Below are 15,042 nucleotides of genomic sequence, written 5' to 3' on the forward strand. Positions count from 1 at the left end.
GGGGCGGGCGAACTACCCGCGCGTCAGCGCGAGCGCCCGCTGCAGGCCGTTGTCGACCTGCGCCATCAGCCAGTCGGGCAGCGTGTCGATCCGCTCCTCGAGCGCGTGGCGGTCGATGGTCGCGAGCTGTGTGACGTTGACGACGGAGTCGGTCGGCAGACGGGTGAGGTCTGCCGGGACGGCCACGTTGCCGGGGAGCGCGGCGAGCCGCGCGGTGCTCGTGACGACCGCGACGGTCACCGTCCGCAGTCGAGAACGGTTGTAGGGGTTGGCGCTGACGATCAGCGCCGGACGTCGCAGGGCGGGCGCCGAGCCGCGCGGCAGACCGAAGTCGGCCCACCAGATCTCGCCGCGTCGCATCAGCCGCGGTCGTCGCTGGCGAGTGCGGCGGCGGCCGCGTCGGTGAAGGCGTGGTCGGCCGGCAGGTCGGCGATCGCGGCGTCGATCGCGGCGGTCGTGCCGTCGTCGTCGAGTGTGTCCAGCCACCGCTCGGCAGCGCGGGCGAAGAATTCGCTACGCGAGACACCGAGCTGCTTCGCCGCGATCTCGACGCGCTCGAAGGTGCTGTCGGGGACCGAAATGGCCGTCTTCATGGTGTGGAGTATAACCCGTTTATACCGGCGTTCTCTTGCACGCCGTCATCTCAGCCGCTTCAGCTCGACGTTGATGGTGCCGTCGACGTAGCAGTCGCCGTCCTCCAGCGGGTTGAAGGGGGAGGAGACTCTTCTGCCGTGGGTGGCGGTGACGGCGTCGCAGGTGCCGACCAGCCGCATCACGCGGATCAGCTTCTTCGCGCGCCCGAGCGTGAGGGCGGAGGAGACGCGCAGGTCGAGCGGGACGGTGATGCTCGCCGCCGGCCACTGGAGGGCGGAGAGGACGAGGCCTGGCGTTCTGCCCCGCATGTCGGGCGTGGCGCAGTCGCCGCCTCTCTGCGTCGGGCCCTCGACGCGGCCGATCCGCACCGCCAGCTGTCTGCGCCCGTCGCCCGCGAGCCCGCTGGTCGTGATCCCGATCTGGCTTCTCGGCAGCGCGAAGCCGCTGCAGGCCGGTCTCGTCAGCTCGATCGGCTCGTACGGCGCGCAGAAGTTGCGCTCGTCGTAGCCCGTGATTCTGCTGCCGAAGCTCGCGCCGCGGATCCAGCCTCTGGCGTTGGCGACGCCGATCCCGCCGGAGACGGAGACCGTCACGCGCTGTCTGAGGCTGAAGTCGGCGCTGTTGACGAGCGTCCACCACTGCGACGGCGAGCAGTCGAGCAGCTCCCCGTGCGCGCGCTTGACGGTGATCCCGCCGGTCACGGTCAGCTGGGCGGGGTAGAGCGCCGACCTGCCGGCGGCGCTGGCGGCATCGGAGGCGACGACGCCGGCGGCGAAGACGATCAGCAGCGAGACGGCGAGAAGGCGAAGACGAGCGAGCATCCCGGCATCGAACAGCGGCCGCCCCGCACGCGCATCGGTGGAAGCACGGGAGCCGGCGCGCGTCGCCGCGCGACGATCCGCTGACGCGCGTGTTTGCGCACCGCGACGGCGGGCAGTTGAGCCGTCATGGAAGGCGGAATCGCAATTCTCCTCATCGTGATCGTGCTCGTCGTCGCGGGCGTGGTCGGACTGGTGATGTACCTGTCGGGCATCTCGCTCGGCGCGAAGGCAGACGCCGAGTCCAACCACCTGGCGCCCGAGCCGGTCGAGCGCAGAGTCTCGGCTCGCGAGGCCGAACGGCAGCTGAAGCCCGAAGCGCGCGACGCGCGTGAGCACGAGCATCAGCCGCGTCGCTCGCGGGCGGCCGGCTGAGCGCGGCGGGCACGACGTCACGGCGATCGGGTCGGCCTCGCGCCTACCCTGGTCGTCATGACCTCCGTGCTCATCACCGGCTCCGCTGACGGCCTCGGCCACGAGGCCGCGCGCCAGCTGCTCGCCGACGGCCACGACGTCGTCCTCCACGGGCGCTCGCCCGCGCGCGCACGCGAGGCGCTCGCGGCGTTGCCGCGGGCGCGCGGGACGGTCGCCGGGGATCTCTCGACGCTCGCCGGGATGCGCGCGGTCGCCGAGCAGGCGAACGCGCTCGGCCGCTTCGACGCGGTGCTGCACAACGCCGGCGTCTACCTCGGCCCGCGTGCCGCGACGGCCGACGGGCTCGAGCGCGTCTTCGCCGTCAACGTGCTCGCGCCGTACGTGCTGACGGCGCTGATCGAGCGGCCGCAGCGGCTCGTCTACATGACCTCCGGGATGCACGAGTCGGGCGTGCTGCGGCTCGACGACGCGCAGTGGCAGCAGCGCGAGTGGAATGCGACGCAGGCCTACTGCGACAGCAAGCTGCACGACGTGCTGCTCGCGTTCGCGGTCGCGCGCCGCTGGCCGCAGGTGCGCGCCAACGCCGTCGACCCCGGCTGGGTGCGGACGAAGATGGGCGGCGCCGGCGCGCCCGACGGCGTCGAGGAGGGCTCCGCGACGCAGGCGTGGCTGGCGGCGGCGCCGGAGGCGGCGCAGGAGACCGCCGGCTACTGGCACCACCTGGAGCGCCGGCAGCCGCGCGCGGAGACCGCCGACCCCGCCGTGCAGGAGGAGCTGCTCGCCCTCTGCGCGCAGCTCAGCGGCGTCACGCTCCCGGACTAGTGCCCGCCCGTCGGTTCGGCCGGCGCGCGGCGAGGCAGCAGCCGCGCCGGCCCGAGGCAGGCGACGACGGCCGCGAGCACGACGATCAGCGTCACCGTCATCGCATGCGTGAAGCTTCCGCCGACCTGCAGGAAGACGGTCGTGACGAGCGCTGAGCCGGCGCCGGCCGCGAGCTGCTGGACCGCCGACAGCGAGCCGGAGGCGCTGCCGGCCTCGTCGGCGTCGATGTCGCCGAGCGCGATGTCGAAGATCGTGCCGTAGCAGGCGCCCATGCCGAGGCCGGTGACGAAGATCGCCGGCGCCAGCTGCCACAGCGTCAGCTCGGCGCCGTTCACGATCACGAGCGTCAGCAGGCCGCCGACGCCGAGCGCGAGGATCGCGAGGCCGGCGAAGATCAGCGTCCGCCCGAGCTTCGCCATCAGCCCCATGCAGGCGCCGGCGGCGACGATGATGCCGGCGGTCAGCGGCAGCAGCCCGAGCGCCGTGTCGCCCGGGTCGGCGCCGAGCGCCTGCTGGATGAACAGCGACAGCACGTAGGCGAGGCCGCTGGTCGCGGCGAAGACGACGAGGCCGGTGACGAGGCCGGAGGAGAAGCCGCGATTGCGCAGCAGCGACGGCTTCAGCAGCGGGTCGGCGGCGGTCACCTGGCGGCGGCCGAAGGCGGCGAAGGCGAGCAGCCCGGTCAGCAGGGTCGCGATCGGGAGCGGCGACCAGCTGTCGGAGGAGCCCTCGATCAGGCCGAACAGCGTGCCGCCCATCGCGAGCGCGAGCAGGCCCGAGCCGATCGCGTCGATGCTGACGGACGGGTCGCCGTCGTCGTCGCGCGGCAGCAGCTTCAGCGCGGCGACGGTGCCGATCGTGCCGAGCAGGAGGTTGACGAGGAAGATCGGCCGCCACGAGAGCCCGGCGACGTCGGCGTCGATCAGGAAGCCGGCGATGATCGGCCCGCCGACGGTCGCCAGCCCCAGCAGCGGCGCGAACAGGCCGAAGGCCGTTCTCAGCATCTGCGGCGAGAAGGTCTTCGTCATGATCGCCATCCCCTGCGGGATCAGCAGCGCGCCGAAGGCGCCCTGGACGACGCGCGCGCCGATCAGCACGGCCGGCGTCGGCGCCAGCCCGCAGACGGCGGAGGCGGCGGTGAAGCCGACGATCCCGACCAGGAACAGCCGCCGTTGGCCGTAGCGGTCGCCGAGGCGGCCGCCGACGACGAGCAGCACGCCCATCGCGAGCGCGTAGGAGGCGCCGAGCCACTTCAGCAGGCTCGCTCCACCGCCGATCTCGCCGCTGATCGTCGGCGCGGCGATGTTGGTGACGGTCGAGTCGATCATGTCGAGCGCGTCGGCGAGCAGGACGAGCCCGAGGATGGCCCACATCAGGCGGGTGCTGGCGGAGCGGGCGGCGGGCGCCTCCGCAGCTTGGGTGAGCGATGCCGAAGTCGTAGTCATACAAAAAGCATAGTCGTTCTACTTTTGGAGTCGATATGCTTGTCCGTATGGAGACCGTCGGCCGTCGCGAGCGCAAGAAGGCGCAGACCCGCCAGGCGCTGTCGGACGCCGCCACGCGGCTGTTCCGCGAGCGTGGCTTCGACGCCGTCACCGTCGCGCAGGTCGCCGAGGAGGCGGACGTCTCGCTCGCGACGCTGTTCAAGCACTTCCCGGACGGCAAGGAGAGCCTCGTCTTCTCCAGCGGTGAGGAGGACGGGCGCTCGGTGCCGGAGCTGGTGCGCGAGCGGCCGGCGGGCGTGACCGTGCTCGACGGGCTGGAGGCCGTGATGCGCGAGCGCGGGCCGTTCGAGCTGGAGCCGTCGCCCTGGGTGGCGCAGCGGATCGAGCTGATCATGGCGACGCCCGCGCTGCGCGACCACGCCCGCCGCCGCTGGCTCGCCAGCGCCGATCCGATCGCCGCGCTGCTGGCCGCCGAGGCCGGCCGCGACGCGCCCGCCGTCGAGGACCGCGCGCTCGCCCGCTACGCGCTGGAGATCCCCGACGTCGCCGGCGACGCGCCCGACCCGCGCGCCGCGCTGGAGTCGCTGTTCGCGCGGCTGCGACGCGGGTGGGCGGGGGCCTAGAGGCTCCAGTCGCCGAGCAGCGCGAGCGCCTCGGCCGACGGCGAGCCGGGCTCGGCCGAGTAGACGAACAGCGTCTGGTCGGGATCGTCGGGCAGCGGCAGCGCCTCGTAGGAGATCGTCAGCGGCCCGACGACCGGGTGGTGGTAGCGCTTCGTGCCGTGGCTGCGTCTCAGCACCTCGTGGCGCGTCCACCAGCCGGCGAACTCGGGGCTCTTGATCGTCAGCTCGCCGATCAGCGCCGACAGCTCCTGGTCGTCGGGGTTGGCGCCGGCGTCGAGCCGCAGCATCGCGACGTTCTCTCTCGCGATCGTCTCCCAGTCGACGTACAGCTCGCGCGTCGCCGGGTCGAGGAAGATCCAGCGGGCGTGGTTGCGCGCGGCCGGCGGCAGCGCGTCGAAGTCGCACAGCAGCGCCCGCGCCATCCGGTTGGTCGCGAGGATGTCGAGCCGCCGGCCGAGCACGAACGCCGGCGTCGGCAGCGTGTCGAGCAGCAGCCGCACGCCGGGGCGGACGCGCTGCGGCCGGGAGGCTCTGCGGCGGGCGGTCTGCGGGGCCGGCTTGGCGAGGTCGAAGAGGTGGGCGCGCTCGTGCTCGTCGAGCCGCAGCGCGCGGGCGATCGCGTCGAGCACCGAGGCCGAGACGCTCGCGTTGCGGCCCTGCTCCAGCCGCACGTAGTAGTCGACGGAGACGCCGGCCAGCCGCGCCAGCTCCTCGCGCCGCAGGCCGGGGACGCGGCGGTGGCCGTCGCCGCGGTCGAGCCCGACCGCCTCCGGCGCCAGCCGCGCGCGGCGGGAGCGGAGGAACTCGCGCAGCTCCTGCTTGGTCGTCGTCATCGCCTGCCGAGTGTAGGCGCGGCGGGGTGCCGGCTGGGTGGGGAAGCTGGACCCCCTGTCGGCCCGTCCCCAGGCTGGACGCGCCTCTTCTCGCGCGGCGCCGGCGGTGGTGTCGTGGTCGCCATGACCAACGACACCACCTCACTCGCCGGCCGCGTCGCCGTCGTCACCGGCGCCTCCAGCGGGATCGGCGCGGCGACCGCGCTGGCGCTCGCGGCCGGCGGCGCGAAGGTCGCGCTGACCGCCCGCCGCCAGGATCGTCTCGACGCGCTCGCGGCGCAGATCGCCGACGCCGGCGGCGAGGCGCTGCCGCTCGCGCTCGACGTCACCGACCCCGACGCCGTGCAGCGCGTCGCGTCGCTGGTCGGCGAGCGGCTCGGCCGCGTCGACCTCGTCTTCGCCAACGCCGGCGTGATGCTGCCGGCGCCGATCGAGGAATTGCGGCGCGACCAGTGGGACCGGCAGATCGACCTCAACCTGAAGGGCCTGCTGTACACCGTCGAGGCGTTCGTGCCGAGCCTCGTCGCCGCGGCCGCCGCCGATGACGGCGTCGCCGACCTCGTGCTGACCTCCTCGATCGCCGCCCAGCACCTGTTCCCGAACTTCGCCGTCTACTCGGCGACGAAGGCGTTCGTCTCCCACCTCGGCGACCACCTGCGAACCGAGCTGGGCCCGCAGTTCGTCCGCACCGCGGCGATCGAGCCGGGGATCGTCGCGACCGAGCTGCAGAGCCACGTCACCGACGCCGGCGTGCAGGCCTGGCTGGCCGGCGCGGCCGAGTCGATGGAGCTGCTCGTCGCCGAGGACGTCGCCCGCGTCGTCGCCTTCATCGCCGCCCAGCCGCGCCACGTCAACCTCTCGCACGTGCGCGTGATGCCGACGCAGCAGGAGGCCTAGCGGGCGGCGGCGCCTCCCGTCCGCATCCTCGCGCGCCCATAGGATCCGGCGCATGCCCATGGACAGCGCCGAGGCGCAGCGCCGGATCGACGCCGAGATCGCGACCCTGCGCGCGCACAGCTACGAGATGGCGGAAGCGTGCAGGAAGTGCGGGTGGTGATCGAGCTCGTCCACGTCGATGCGCCGCCACGCGCGGTCGATTCAGAGCGGGCGGCGCTCCGCGCGGCGGCCCAGGCGGAGCGGGAGTGGCAGAAACGGATCGAGGGCACGGCCGACGATCCGTTGGTGAGAGCGCTCGAGGGCGCGAGGCGGCTTCGCGGTCTCTGACCCAGCGGCGACTACCGCGAGACTGACAGAGCACGGGCGACTCAAGGTTTCCGGTGCGTGGCCGTCCACTGACGGTAGAAGCGAATCCCCGGAGTCAGGAGCTGCCGTGTCCCGTCGTCTGAAGTCCGCCGTGCTCGTCCCGCTCGTCGCGCTCGCCGCCGTCCCCGCGCTCGCCCACGCCGATCGCACGCCGACCGGCGCCGAGGCGAAGGCGATCGCGACCGCCGCGAAGGTGCCGGCGAGATGCCTGAAGATCCGCGTCTCGACGGTCAACGAGGCCTACGCCGGCATCTGGCGCCGCAACCTCAAGAAGGGCTGCGAGAAGTACCAGGCCGACGGCATCGCGGTCTACAAGAAGGGCCACCACGGCTGGAAGTTCGTGACCGCCGGCAGCTCGTTCGACTGCCCGGTCCCCGGCACGCCGAAGGCGGTCGCGAAGGACCTCGGCGTCACCTGCCACAACTGAGCCGCTCTCTTCCGAACGGCGCGCGCGTCTCCCCCGATGGGGCGACGCCGCGGGCACGTTCTCCGGTGCCGGTGACGTGCGCCGATGCGCGAGCGTTGGCGGCGTCACCACACCGGAAGAAGGGACGTTCGATGTTCTCTCGTCTGCTCGTCGCCAGCGCCTGTGCGCTCGGCATCTCCGGGGCGCTCGGCGCCTCCTCCGCGCTCGCCGAGGAACCGATCCGGTGACCTGCTCGTCGGCAGACAGGACCCGGTCGCGGCCGAGCGCGCCGGGCAGCGGATCCCCGGGCACCGGGTCGCGACCGGCTGACCTCAGCCGCGCGCCGCGTCGATCCCCAGCTCGGCCAGCACCTCCTGCGTGTGCTGGCCGAGCGCGGGCGGCGGCGTGGGCGTGGCGTCCGGGCCGAGGAAGGGCAGGCGCAGGTGGGGGAGCGCGCGATCTGTGGGTCTGTCAGACCCGGAGATTGCGTCCTGCGACAGAAACAACTGGCGCTCGACCGTCAGCGGGTCGGCGAGCGCGACATCGAGGCGGTTGACGGGGGAGACGGGCACCTCCGCGTCGCGCAGCAGCGCGGCCAGCGCCTCGCTGCCGTGCCGGCGCGTCTCCGCCTCCAGCAGGTCATGCAGCTCGGGTCGGTTCGCCAGGCGGTCGGCGACGGTCGCGAAGCGCTCCTCGCCGGCGAGCGACTCGATCCCAAGCGCGCGGCAGAGGCGGCGGAAGATCGCGTTGTTGCCGGCCGCGACCATCACCGTCCCGTCGGCGGTCGCGAAGGTCTCGTACGGCGCCGCGATCGGGGTCGCCGCACCGGTCCGCTGCGGCGGCGTGCCGGTCGCCAGCATCGACAGCAGCTGGTGGCACATCAGGAAGAAGCCGGCGTCGACCAGCGCCGTCTCGACGCGCTCGCCGGCGCCGGTCGCCGCGCGCCGCGCCAGCGCCGCCTGGATCGCCGTCGCCGCCCACATCCCGGTCGTGATGTCGATCAGCGACGGCGGCACGCGCGCCGGCTCGCCGTCGGGGTGCCCGTTGGCGGCCATGATCCCGCAGAACGCCTGCACGACCGGGTCGTAGCCGGGCAGGTCGCGCCCGAGCGGCCCGGTCCCGTAGGCGTTGACCGAGCAGTAGACGAGCCGCGGGTTGCGCGCGCGCAGGGCATCCCACGACAGCCCGAGGCGGTCGAGCTTGCCGGGGCGGAAGCTCTCGACGAAGACGTCGGCGCGGTCGACCAGCCGCAGCACGGCGTCGAGCCCCTCGGCGGTCGTGAGATCGAGCGCGACGCTGCGCTTGTTGCGGTTGAACGCCTGGAACAGCGTCGCGACCTCGTCGTGGAACGGCGGCAGCCAGCGGCCGTCGTCGCCGTGCGGCCGCTCGACCTTGACGACGTCGGCGCCGAGGTCGGCGAGCACCATCGTCGCCATCGGGCCGGCGATCATCGCCGTCAGGTCGACGACCCGCAGCCCCTCGTACGCGCGCGCGAGCGTCATCGATCGAGCGCCGGGCGGATCAGCGGCTTGATCTGCTCCATCCGCCGCATCGCCGCCATCGCCTCGGCGAGCTGCCCGAGGCCGTACTCCTGGCCGAGCATGCGGCCCCATTCGAAGCGGTCGCGGTAGCGGTCGAGCGCGCTCATCGCCGTGTGGTAGTCGCCGATCGCGCCGCTCATCGAGCCGCGCATCTGGATCCCGCGCGTGACCATCGTCGCGACCGGCAGCGGCTGCGGCGGCCCGCCGAGCGTCCCCATCAGCACGTAGCGGCCGTTGCGGGCGACCATCTCGACGCCCTCGCTGACGACGCCGGGCGCGCCGGCCAGCTCGAACAGGACCGAGGCGCCGCGGCCGGTGATCGCGCGCACCGCCTCGACGCGCGCTCTCGGATCGCCGTCGGGGTCGACCAGCACGACGTCGGTCGCGCCCCACTCGCGTGCCAGCTCGAGCCGCTCGGCCGGGCCGCCGACGACGACCAGCCGGCGCGGCTGGTGGAGCGACAGCAGCGCGGTCGCGAACAGGCCCAGCGGCCCCGCGCCCTGCACGACGACGGTGTCGGTGAAGTCGATCGGGCCGGCGATCTCCAAGGCGCGGACGACCGTTCGCAGCGCGCACGAGCCGGCAGACGCCCAGCCGCTCTGCACCGCGTCCGGCACGCGCACGCGCCCGGCCTCCGGCCGCACGATCCCCAGCTCGGCGAAGGTGCCGGTGAAGTGCGGCGGCAGCGAGCAGTCGTTGAGGTAGCCGATGTAGCGGGTCGAGCAGAGGACGGGCTCGCGCTCGACTGTGCACTCGTGGCAGTGGCCGCAGGGCGCATGCGCCCACACGACGCGGTCGCCGACGCGCAGCTCCTGGCCGACGCTGTCGACCTCGGCGCCGGCGCCGATCTCCGTCACGATCCCGGCCATCTCGTGGCCGAGGATCAGCGGCGGCGTGATCGGCAGCACGCCGGCCATGTGGCCCTGCCAGACGTGCACGTCGGAGCCGCAGACGGTCGCGACGTCGATCTCGACCACGAGCCCGCCGGGCGCCGCGGTCGGCGCCGGGAACTCGCGCACCTCGAACGCGGCGCCGTACTCCTCCAGCACGGCGGCGCGCGCGGTCCGCTGCGCGACGGCGCTCATGCTGCGCGCTCCGCGCCGACCAGCACGAACAGCAGCTCGACGCGCTCGGCGGACCGGTTCGTCCAGCGGTGTGAGGTGCCGTTCTGGACGATCGTGTCGCCGGCCCGCAGGGTCCGCTCCTCGCCGCCGGGCAGCTCCAGCACGACCTCGCCGGAGAGCACGATCGCGACGTCGGTCGTGTCGCTGCGGTGCATGCCCGGGTCGTCGTCGGCGAAGGTGTCGAGCAGGCCGGGGAAGACCGCGTTCGTGTGCGCCAGCGCCTCCGCCGAGCCGGCGTCGTCGGGCACCGGGTGATCGGCCGGCGGCAGCGAGAAGGTGACGAAGCGGAAGCCGCCGACGGGCGGGAAGTGGTCGCGCCAGGCCGGCTGCTCGCCGCTGTCGGGGTAGGCGGCGGGGCCGTCGGCGCCCCACAGGTACAGCATCTCGACGCCCGGCAGGCCGGGCGAGGTCTGGGGCTGCAGGGCCGCGTCGCTGGCAACGATCGCGGCGCCCGCGGCGTCGTGGCCGGTGACGACCCGTCGACGGCTGGCCATCGCTCTCTCCTCTCGATCTCTCACTCCAGCTCGGCGGCACCTCGCGGTGTGCCGAGCGAGGCTGAATGTATACCAAGTGAGCCTCAGATGGCCAGAATCGGCATTAAATTCACGAAACGGGATACCGAATGCTTGCAATCGGTACTCCGAACCGTTAGGACTTGCAGCGTCGTCCCGCAGCACCCAGAGGAGAGAGAGATGGAGCGACCCGCTGACCGCGCGGACGCCGACAGCGGCCGCCGCGACGCAACCGAGCATGCCTACCTGGAGATCCGCAGCCGGATCGCCAGCGGCGAATATCCGCAGGGCTCCCCGCTGCCCGAGGCGGCGCTGTCGAGAGCGCTCGGCGTCAGCCGCACGCCGGTCCGCGCGGCGCTCGCGCGGCTCAACGCCGACGGGCTGGTCGAGCAGATGCCGAACCGGCGCGTCGTCGTCGCGCAGTGGAACGCCGGCGACGTCGAGGAGATCTTCAGCCTGCGCGCGGTGCTGGAGTCGCACGGCGCGCAGCTCGCCGCCGTCCAGGTCACGCCCGAGCAGGTCGGCGAGCTGGAGGCCCTCTGCGACCAGATGGAGGCCGCGCTGGCGGCGCAGGAGCCGGGCTGGCTGCAGCAGGTGACCGCGCTCAACAACAGGTTCCACAGCGGCGTGCTGGCGGCGACCGGCAACAGGCGGCTGGTGGCGCTCGTCGCGTCGATCGTCGAGATCCCGCTGACGCACCGCACGATCGGCCGGTACACCGTTCCGGAGCTGGAGCGCTCGTGGGCCGAGCACCGCGCGATCACCGAGGCCTTCCACCGCCGCGACGGCGAGTGGGCCGGCGCGATCATGCGCTCGCACATCCTCACCGGCCGCACGATCACCGTCTACGGCGCCGGCCACCCGACCGCGGCCGAGCTGGACCCGCTCGCCGATCCCGAGTCGATCCCGGCCATCGCCGACGCGAAGGAGCAGCAGAGATGAGCGTCGCCACCCCCTCGGCGCCCGACGTCGCGGCCGCCCCTGCCGCGCAGCCGTCGCTGGCGCGCCGGATCGCGACCAACCGGCCGGCGATCGCGACGCTGTTCCTCGTGCTGCTGGTCGGCTACTTCACGCTGCGGCTGCCCGACACGTACCTGACGGCCGACAACATGAAGTCGATCCTGACGCAGCAGTCGGTGCTGATCGTGCTCGCGCTCGGCGTCACCTTCGTGCTCGTGATCGGCGAGTTCGACCTCTCGTTCGCCTCGACGCTCGGCCTCGCCGGCGCCGTCTCGATCCTGCTGATGTCCGACCGCGGCGTCTCGCCGCTGATCGCGATCCTCGCCGCGCTCGCCGTCGGCGTCGCGGTCGGCACCGCCAACGGCGTCGCCGTCGCGTGGGGCCGCGCGCCCGCGTTCATCGCGACGCTCGCGGCCGGCTCGGTCGCGGTCGGGATCGAGCAGCTGCTGACCGACAACGAGACGATCGCGGACAGAATCCCCGGCTCCTACCTCGACTTCACGCTCGCCGAGAAGGCCGGGCTGCCGCTGTCGACGTGGCTGACGCTCGCGCTCGTGATCGTCGCGATCGTGCTGATGTCGTTCACGACCTTCGGCCGCCGCCTGCGCGCGACCGGCCTCAACCCGAGCGCGGTCACGCTCGCCGGCATCTCCGTCAGCAAGGTCCGCCTCGCCGCCTTCGTCGCGCTCGGCCTGATCGCCGGCCTCGCGGGCGTGATGGTCACCTCGCAGGGCGGCTCGTACTTCCCCAACTCCGGCGCCGGCCTGCTGCTGCCGCCGTACTCGGCCGTCTTCCTCGGCGCCGCCGTCGTCGGGCGCGGCCGCTTCAGCCCCGGCGCGACCGTCTTCGGCGTCGCCTTCATCGCGCTGCTGGAGCGCGGCCTGACGATGCTCGACCAGAAGGCGGCCGTGATCCAGCTGATCGAGGGCGCGGTGCTGCTCGCGGCGGTCGTTCTCGCGCGCCAGGAGCGGAAGCGGTGAGCGCCGCGGCGGAGGCGGCCGGCGGCGTGGCGGGCGCGCCGGGCGCGGCGGCCGCGCTGCGGGCCGAGGGCGTCGGCAAGCGCTACGGCGACGCGGTCGTGCTGAGCGACGTCGCGATAGAGCTGCGCGGCGGCCGCGTCGACGGGCTGATCGGCCGCAACGGCGCCGGCAAGTCGACGCTCGTCAACGTCCTCACCGGCCGCACGCCGGCCGACGCGGGGACGATCGCCGTCGGCGGCGCGGCGCTGTCGCTGCGCGGTCCCGCCGACGCGCTCGCGGCAGGCGTCGTCGCGGTCCCGCAGGAGCTGGTGATGCCGCTCGACATGACCGTCACCGAGGTCGTCACCTTCGGCGCCGAGCCGACCCGCGGCGCCTTCCTCGCCCGCCGCCGCGCCGACCGCGAGGTGCGCGAGCTGCTCGCCTCGATCGGGCTCGACGTCGACGTGCGCAGACGCGTCAGCGAGCTGCCGGTCTCGTGGCAGCGGGTCGTGCTGCTGGCGCAGGCGCTGCACCGCGCGGCGAGAGTGCTGATCCTCGACGAGCCGACCGCGGCGATGAACGCCGAGGACTGCCAGCGCGTGCTGGCGGTCGTGCGGCGGCTGCGCGAGCGCGGCCTGGCGATCCTCTACATCAGCCACCGCTTCGACGAGGTCGAGCAGCTCTGCGACCGCGTCACGGTGATGGCCGACGGCCGCGTCGTCGACGCGATGGAGGGCGACGCGCTCACGCACGCGCGGCTCGTGCAGGCGATCACGGGCTCGGAGGTCGAGGCCGAGCGGCCGGCGCGGCGCACGCGCGGCGGCGCCATGGCCAACGCCCCCGCGCCCGGTGACGCGGTCGCGCCCGCCGGCGCCTCCGCGCCCGCCGACGCCCCCGCCCTCACCGCCACCGCCCTGCGCGGCGCCAAGCTCGACGGCGTCGACCTGCGCGTCGCGGCGGGCGAGATCGTCGGCGTCGCCGGGCTGCCCGGCTCGGGCGTCGAGGAGCTGTTCCTGCAGCTCGCCGGCCACGAGCGGCCGGCCGGCGGCAGCGTCGCCGTCGGCGAGCGCAGGCTGACCTCGATGCGCGCCGCCAAGCGGCTCGGCGTCAGCTTCCTGCCGGCCTCGCGCGCGGCGGCGGCGCTGACGAGCGAGCCGGTGCTGGAGAACCTCGCGCTGCCGGCGCTGGAGCAGTGCGGCCGGCGCGGGTTCGTCACGCCGGCCGCGATCCGCCGGCGGGCGGGCGAGGTGGTCGAGCGGCTGTCGCTGCGGCCGGTCGCCGAGCGGCGGATGGGCCAGCTGTCGGGCGGCAACCAGCAGCGCGTGCTGGTCGGCGCGAAGCTGCTCGCGCAGCCGCGCTTCCTGCTGCTGGAGGACCCCACGGTCGGGGTCGACGTGGCGGCGCGCGCCGAGCTGCACGCGCTGCTGTGGAGTCTTGCCGACGAGGGCTTCGGCTGTCTCGTCGGATCGAGCGACGCGGAGGAGCTGCTCGAGCTCTGCGACCGCGTCGCCGTCTTCCGGCGCGGCCGCATCGTCGCGTCGTTCGCCGCCGCCGAGGCGAGCGAGCAGAAGCTCGTCGCCGCGATGACCGGCGATGTCGCCGCCCCCGCGGCGCACCAGTAACACCCCACAGAGGAGGAGAGAAGGGATGCACGGTTCACACCGGCACTGGCTGCTGGCTGCCTTCGCAGCGGTCTGCCTCGCCGTCACGTTCGCTGCCTGCGGCTCGTCGGACAACGACTCCGGCTCGTCCGGCTCGACCGGCGCCAGCACATCCGCCGACAGCGGCGGCGGCGCCAAGAAGGTCGACGAGAAGACGATCGGCTGGGTCGACGGCACGCTCGCCGGCTCGTTCCAGCAGCGCATCTACCAGGCCGGCAAGGACGCGATCGAGCACGTCGGCTGGAAGGTCAAGACGGTCGACACGAAGGGCGACCCGGCTGCTGCCGCCTCGGGCGTCTCCAGCCTCGTCAACTCCGGCGTCGACGGGATCATCATGTCGGCGGTCACGCCCTCGACGGCGCGCGCCGGCCTGCTGCAGGCGAAGGCCAAGAACATTCCGGTGCTGATGGTCGGCTCGGCCGTCGACGACTCGCTCGACGAGTCGCTCGACCTGACCTACATCGGCGGCGACGAGGTCGCGCTGACGAGACCGCTCGGCGACCTGATGGTCAGCAGACTGAGAAGAGGCGACACCGTCGGCATGCTGACGACGACCGCGCTCGCCTCGGCCGTGCAGCGGACCGACGCGCTGAAGGCGCAGCTGGAGGAGGCCGGGATAAGAGTGGCGACGCCGCTGGAGACCGGCTTCGACTTCACCGCCGGCGTCAGAAACGCCAGCTCGCTGCTGAACCAGAACGCCGATCTGACGGCGATCGTGCCGATCTTCGACCTCTGGACGGCGGCGACCGTCAGCGCGATCAAGGCGTCGAAGAAGCCGGTCAAGGTCTACTCGTTCTACGCCGACGCGGTCAACACGCCGCTGATGCGCAAGAACCCGCAGATCATCGACGGCCTCACCGACGGCACGATGATCAGCGCCTCCTACGTCGCGGTCGACAGACTGCTCGACCACTTCGCCAACGACGGCGAGATCAGCGCCGACGGCGTCGAGCCGTACGACTACTCGGAGATCACGACCGACAACCTGCCGCCCGGCAACCAGAACGGCCCCGTCTCGCAGGCGGATGCGGCGAGACCGTTCTACGAGAAGTGGGCGACGGAGTACGGCGTCCCCGCCAACTAGCCGCACCCCACCTGCCGCACCT

18 protein-coding genes are annotated in these 15,042 nt (G+C 73.3%); 10 read left to right on the top strand and 8 right to left on the bottom strand.

Annotation, left to right across the window (positions count from 1 at the left end; genetic code table 11):
• Positions 1 to 12 precede the first annotated feature (12 nt).
• Genes Q7L73_RS15260 through Q7L73_RS15270 form a run of 3 tightly spaced genes read right to left on the bottom strand, consistent with a single transcriptional unit; the run spans position 13 to position 1,415 of the window.
• On the bottom strand, positions 13 to 360 hold the full coding sequence (locus Q7L73_RS15260) for a type II toxin-antitoxin system PemK/MazF family toxin (RefSeq protein WP_304690593.1): 348 nt from the start codon (positions 358 to 360) through the stop codon (positions 13 to 15).
• Positions 360 to 593, bottom strand: coding sequence for a ribbon-helix-helix domain-containing protein (locus Q7L73_RS15265; RefSeq protein WP_304690594.1), 234 nt, complete (start codon positions 591 to 593; stop codon positions 360 to 362). Before Q7L73_RS15265 ends, Q7L73_RS15260 begins: the two co-directional genes overlap by 1 nt.
• Before the next feature lie 45 nt (positions 594 to 638).
• Positions 639 to 1,415 carry a hypothetical protein gene (locus Q7L73_RS15270; RefSeq protein ID WP_304690595.1) on the bottom strand — a complete coding sequence of 259 codons (777 nt, stop codon included), beginning with the start codon at positions 1,413 to 1,415 and terminating at the stop codon, positions 639 to 641.
• A 126-nt stretch (positions 1,416 to 1,541) separates the two neighbouring features.
• On the opposite strand from Q7L73_RS15270, the gene Q7L73_RS15275 reads away from it, so the two are divergent.
• Entirely contained in the window at positions 1,542 to 1,787 is a 246-nt protein-coding gene (locus Q7L73_RS15275; protein ID WP_304690596.1) for a hypothetical protein, read from the top strand.
• Positions 1,788 to 1,844: 57 nt separating this feature from the next.
• A complete protein-coding gene (locus tag Q7L73_RS15280; RefSeq protein ID WP_304690597.1) occupies positions 1,845 to 2,609 on the top strand; it encodes an SDR family NAD(P)-dependent oxidoreductase in 765 nt (254 codons plus the stop codon).
• Here Q7L73_RS15280 and Q7L73_RS15285 read toward each other — a convergent pair.
• Positions 2,606 to 4,054, bottom strand: a complete 1,449-nt coding sequence (locus Q7L73_RS15285; protein ID WP_304690598.1) for an MFS transporter — start codon at positions 4,052 to 4,054, stop codon at positions 2,606 to 2,608. The two genes, Q7L73_RS15280 and Q7L73_RS15285, sit on opposite strands and share 4 nt — an antisense overlap.
• Positions 4,055 to 4,101: 47 nt before the next feature.
• Here Q7L73_RS15285 and Q7L73_RS15290 point away from each other — a divergent pair, with 47 nt between their 5' ends.
• Positions 4,102 to 4,677: a TetR/AcrR family transcriptional regulator gene (locus Q7L73_RS15290; protein ID WP_304690599.1), complete on the top strand. Its 576-nt coding sequence runs from the start codon at positions 4,102 to 4,104 to the stop codon at positions 4,675 to 4,677.
• On the opposite strand, the gene Q7L73_RS15295 is transcribed toward Q7L73_RS15290, so the two are convergent.
• Positions 4,674 to 5,510 (bottom strand): helix-turn-helix transcriptional regulator, encoded by an 837-nt coding sequence (locus tag Q7L73_RS15295; RefSeq protein WP_304690600.1) that lies wholly within the window; start codon positions 5,508 to 5,510, stop codon positions 4,674 to 4,676. The two genes, Q7L73_RS15290 and Q7L73_RS15295, sit on opposite strands and share 4 nt — an antisense overlap.
• Positions 5,511 to 5,633: 123 nt before the next feature.
• On the opposite strand from Q7L73_RS15295, the gene Q7L73_RS15300 reads away from it, so the two are divergent.
• The 3 genes from Q7L73_RS15300 (at position 5,634) to Q7L73_RS15310 (ending at position 7,200) form a co-directional block, all read left to right on the top strand.
• Positions 5,634 to 6,407 (top strand): SDR family oxidoreductase, encoded by a 774-nt coding sequence (locus tag Q7L73_RS15300; protein WP_304690601.1) that lies wholly within the window; start codon positions 5,634 to 5,636, stop codon positions 6,405 to 6,407.
• Between the two features lie 153 nt (positions 6,408 to 6,560).
• A complete protein-coding gene (locus Q7L73_RS15305; protein ID WP_304690602.1) occupies positions 6,561 to 6,734 on the top strand; it encodes a hypothetical protein in 174 nt (57 codons plus the stop codon).
• Between the two features lie 106 nt (positions 6,735 to 6,840).
• Entirely contained in the window at positions 6,841 to 7,200 is a 360-nt protein-coding gene (locus Q7L73_RS15310) for a hypothetical protein (protein ID WP_304690603.1), read from the top strand.
• Positions 7,201 to 7,511: 311 nt separating this feature from the next.
• Here the strand turns inward: Q7L73_RS15310 and Q7L73_RS15315 are convergent, their stop codons facing one another.
• Genes Q7L73_RS15315 through Q7L73_RS15325 form a run of 3 tightly spaced genes read right to left on the bottom strand, consistent with a single transcriptional unit; the run spans position 7,512 to position 10,338 of the window.
• Positions 7,512 to 8,681, bottom strand: coding sequence for a CaiB/BaiF CoA-transferase family protein (locus tag Q7L73_RS15315; protein ID WP_304690604.1), 1,170 nt, complete (start codon positions 8,679 to 8,681; stop codon positions 7,512 to 7,514).
• Positions 8,678 to 9,805, bottom strand: a complete 1,128-nt coding sequence (locus Q7L73_RS15320; protein WP_304690605.1) for a zinc-binding dehydrogenase — start codon at positions 9,803 to 9,805, stop codon at positions 8,678 to 8,680. Before Q7L73_RS15320 ends, Q7L73_RS15315 begins: the two co-directional genes overlap by 4 nt.
• The gene (locus tag Q7L73_RS15325; protein ID WP_304690606.1) at positions 9,802 to 10,338 is read right to left on the bottom strand and encodes a cupin domain-containing protein; all 537 of its coding nucleotides are present in this window, start codon (positions 10,336 to 10,338) and stop codon (positions 9,802 to 9,804) included. Before Q7L73_RS15325 ends, Q7L73_RS15320 begins: the two co-directional genes overlap by 4 nt.
• 198 nt (positions 10,339 to 10,536) lie before the next feature.
• On the opposite strand from Q7L73_RS15325, the gene Q7L73_RS15330 reads away from it, so the two are divergent.
• Genes Q7L73_RS15330 through Q7L73_RS15345 form a run of 4 tightly spaced genes read left to right on the top strand, consistent with a single transcriptional unit; the run spans position 10,537 to position 15,020 of the window.
• Positions 10,537 to 11,298, top strand: coding sequence for a GntR family transcriptional regulator (locus Q7L73_RS15330; RefSeq protein WP_304690607.1), 762 nt, complete (start codon positions 10,537 to 10,539; stop codon positions 11,296 to 11,298).
• A complete protein-coding gene (locus tag Q7L73_RS15335) occupies positions 11,295 to 12,296 on the top strand; it encodes an ABC transporter permease (protein WP_304690608.1) in 1,002 nt (333 codons plus the stop codon). The genes Q7L73_RS15330 and Q7L73_RS15335 overlap by 4 nt, the downstream gene beginning before the upstream one ends.
• Positions 12,293 to 13,897 (top strand): sugar ABC transporter ATP-binding protein, encoded by a 1,605-nt coding sequence (locus Q7L73_RS15340; RefSeq protein ID WP_304690609.1) that lies wholly within the window; start codon positions 12,293 to 12,295, stop codon positions 13,895 to 13,897. The genes Q7L73_RS15335 and Q7L73_RS15340 overlap by 4 nt, the downstream gene beginning before the upstream one ends.
• A 25-nt stretch (positions 13,898 to 13,922) precedes the next feature.
• Entirely contained in the window at positions 13,923 to 15,020 is a 1,098-nt protein-coding gene (locus tag Q7L73_RS15345) for a sugar ABC transporter substrate-binding protein (RefSeq protein WP_304690610.1), read from the top strand.
• The last annotated feature ends 22 nt before the right edge of the window (positions 15,021 to 15,042 follow it).

Origin of the sequence: Conexibacter sp. CPCC 205762, assembly GCF_030646155.1 — a bacterium.
Lineage (GTDB): Bacteria > Actinomycetota > Thermoleophilia > Solirubrobacterales > Solirubrobacteraceae > Conexibacter.

What these genes read in the sequence shown, in the direction of transcription:
- Q7L73_RS15295 (WP_304690600.1), bottom strand. Translation starts at nt 5,510, where the DNA reads ATGACGACGACCAAGCAGGAGCTGCGCGAGTTCCTCCGCTCCCGCCGC.
- Q7L73_RS15315 (WP_304690604.1), bottom strand. Translation starts at nt 8,681, where the DNA reads ATGACGCTCGCGCGCGCGTACGAGGGGCTGCGGGTCGTCGACCTGACG.
- Q7L73_RS15335 (WP_304690608.1), top strand. Translation starts at nt 11,295, where the DNA reads ATGAGCGTCGCCACCCCCTCGGCGCCCGACGTCGCGGCCGCCCCTGCC.
- Q7L73_RS15275 (WP_304690596.1), top strand. Translation starts at nt 1,542, where the DNA reads ATGGAAGGCGGAATCGCAATTCTCCTCATCGTGATCGTGCTCGTCGTC.
- Q7L73_RS15320 (WP_304690605.1), bottom strand. Translation starts at nt 9,805, where the DNA reads ATGAGCGCCGTCGCGCAGCGGACCGCGCGCGCCGCCGTGCTGGAGGAG.
- Q7L73_RS15280 (WP_304690597.1), top strand. Translation starts at nt 1,845, where the DNA reads ATGACCTCCGTGCTCATCACCGGCTCCGCTGACGGCCTCGGCCACGAG.
- Q7L73_RS15270 (WP_304690595.1), bottom strand. Translation starts at nt 1,415, where the DNA reads ATGCTCGCTCGTCTTCGCCTTCTCGCCGTCTCGCTGCTGATCGTCTTC.
- Q7L73_RS15330 (WP_304690607.1), top strand. Translation starts at nt 10,537, where the DNA reads ATGGAGCGACCCGCTGACCGCGCGGACGCCGACAGCGGCCGCCGCGAC.
- Q7L73_RS15285 (WP_304690598.1), bottom strand. Translation starts at nt 4,054, where the DNA reads ATGACTACGACTTCGGCATCGCTCACCCAAGCTGCGGAGGCGCCCGCC.
- Q7L73_RS15265 (WP_304690594.1), bottom strand. Translation starts at nt 593, where the DNA reads ATGAAGACGGCCATTTCGGTCCCCGACAGCACCTTCGAGCGCGTCGAG.
- Q7L73_RS15300 (WP_304690601.1), top strand. Translation starts at nt 5,634, where the DNA reads ATGACCAACGACACCACCTCACTCGCCGGCCGCGTCGCCGTCGTCACC.
- Q7L73_RS15290 (WP_304690599.1), top strand. Translation starts at nt 4,102, where the DNA reads ATGGAGACCGTCGGCCGTCGCGAGCGCAAGAAGGCGCAGACCCGCCAG.
- Q7L73_RS15325 (WP_304690606.1), bottom strand. Translation starts at nt 10,338, where the DNA reads ATGGCCAGCCGTCGACGGGTCGTCACCGGCCACGACGCCGCGGGCGCC.
- Q7L73_RS15260 (WP_304690593.1), bottom strand. Translation starts at nt 360, where the DNA reads ATGCGACGCGGCGAGATCTGGTGGGCCGACTTCGGTCTGCCGCGCGGC.
- Q7L73_RS15345 (WP_304690610.1), top strand. Translation starts at nt 13,923, where the DNA reads ATGCACGGTTCACACCGGCACTGGCTGCTGGCTGCCTTCGCAGCGGTC.